The sequence below is a fragment of the Sandarakinorhabdus sp. genome, from assembly GCF_040398645.1.
Classification (GTDB): domain Bacteria; phylum Pseudomonadota; class Alphaproteobacteria; order Sphingomonadales; family Sphingomonadaceae; genus Sandarakinorhabdus.
The window spans coordinates 1-1,775 of the sequence record NZ_JBBATR010000007.1; the positions used below are offsets into that span (position 1 = coordinate 1).

Consider the following 1,775-nt stretch of genomic DNA (forward strand, 5'->3'; position numbering starts at 1 on the left):
TTCACGCCGAAGATTGGCTATCCCAGCAAGTGGAAGGATTATTCCGCGCTCACTGTTGTGCGCGGCGATCTGGGCGGCAACATGCGGCGGGTTGCTGAATTCCAGTTCAAGGATGCGGTGTCCAAGCTGAGCAAGCCGGTGGACCGCAGCGAGTGGTTCATGACGCCGATGACGGTGAACGCCTATGCCAACCCGACATGGAACGAAATCGTGTTCCCGGCAGCGATTTTGCAAGCGCCATTTTTCGATCCGCTGGCCGATGATGCCGTCAACTATGGCGCCATCGGCGGCGTCATTGGCCATGAAATTACCCATCATTTCGATGACCAGGGCCGCAAATACGACAAGACCGGCCGGCTGTCCGAATGGTGGACGCCGCAGGATGTCGTGCGCTTCAAGGTGGGAACCGACAAGGTGATTGCCCAGTACGCCGCCTACGAACCGCTGCCGGGCAAGACGATCAACGGCGAATTGACCTTGGGTGAAAACATGGCCGATCTGGCCGGTGTGACCATCGCCTATGACGCCTACAAGCGTAGCCTGAAGGGCAAGAAGGCCAAGGTGATCGGCGGCTTTACCGGCGATCAGCGCTTTTTCCTCGGGTTTGGCCAATCGTGGCGCACCAAATACCGCGATGCCACGTTGCAGCAGCAACTGGTGACCGATCCGCATTCACCCAGCCATTTCCGGCCCTATGTCGTGCGCAATCTCGATGCCTGGTATACCGCATTCAACGTCAAGCCCGGTGACAAGATGTATCTGCCGCCGGAGCAGCGGATCAAAGTGTGGTAAACCACTATTATCGGCCAATATTGAGCGAAGGGGAGGGGTTGCCGCTGGCCGGTGGCCCCTTTTTCTTTGCCCGCGCACAGGTGCTCACGCGGTCGGGCAGCGCCGGCATAGTCGATGCGGCCGATCTTCCCGATGAATGGCGCCGCCGCTTGACCCAGCCGCGCCCGTTGCTGGCGCGATTGGGCCAGCGCGCGCCGCTGCCGCTGGTGATGGGCATATTGAACATCACCCCGGACAGTTTTTCCAGCGACGGCCACGGCGGCGATGCGGATGCCGCCATCGCTGCGGCGCATGCCATGCACGCCGCCGGCGCCGGGATCATCGATATCGGCGCTGAATCAACGCGGCCCGGCGCGGCGGAGGTTACGACAGCCGAAGAACTGGCCCGCCTTGCGCCGCTGTGGGCCAAACTCGAACCCGGCGTGCAAGTGTCGATCGACACGCGCAAAAGCGCAGTGATGGCCGCTGCGCTGGATGGCGGCGCAATCATCGTCAACGATGTCAGCGCGTTGACGCACGATCCGGCTGCGGCTGCATTGGTGGCGCAACGCGGCTGCCCGGTGGTGTTGATGCACCACCAGGGCACGCCTGCAACCATGCAGCAGGCCCCCGCCTACAAAGATGTGTTGCTGGATGTGTATGACTGGCTGGAGCATCGGATTGCAGCAGCGGTGGCAGCCGGCATTGATCGCGACCGGATCATTGCCGATCCCGGCATCGGCTTTGGCAAATCGGCGGCGCACAACCAGGCGCTGCTGAAAGGACTGGGCTTGCTGCACGGTCTGGGTGTGCCGATCCTGCTGGGTGCCAGCCGCAAATCATTGATTTCGCACATTTGTGGTCCGGTACCGGTGGCTGATAGGCTGCCCGGCAGTTTGGCGATGGCGCTGGCCGGCGCCAATGCCGGCGTGCAATTTCTGCGCGTGCACGATGTGGCAGAAACTGTGCAGGCCTTGCGGCTATGGGCTGCAGGCCACCCCGGC

2 protein-coding genes are annotated in these 1,775 nt (G+C 62.2%); both read left to right on the top strand.

Translation table 11 applies throughout. The annotated features are described in order from the left end of the window. Positions 1-792, top strand: a 792-nt coding sequence (locus ABWP50_RS02825; RefSeq protein WP_353216474.1) for a M13-type metalloendopeptidase, incomplete at its 5' end; no start/stop codon positions are given. An 80-nt stretch (positions 793-872) separates the two neighbouring features. Next, a partial coding sequence (gene folP, locus ABWP50_RS02830) for a dihydropteroate synthase (protein ID WP_353216475.1) occupies positions 873-1,775 on the top strand: 903 nt, incomplete at its 3' end.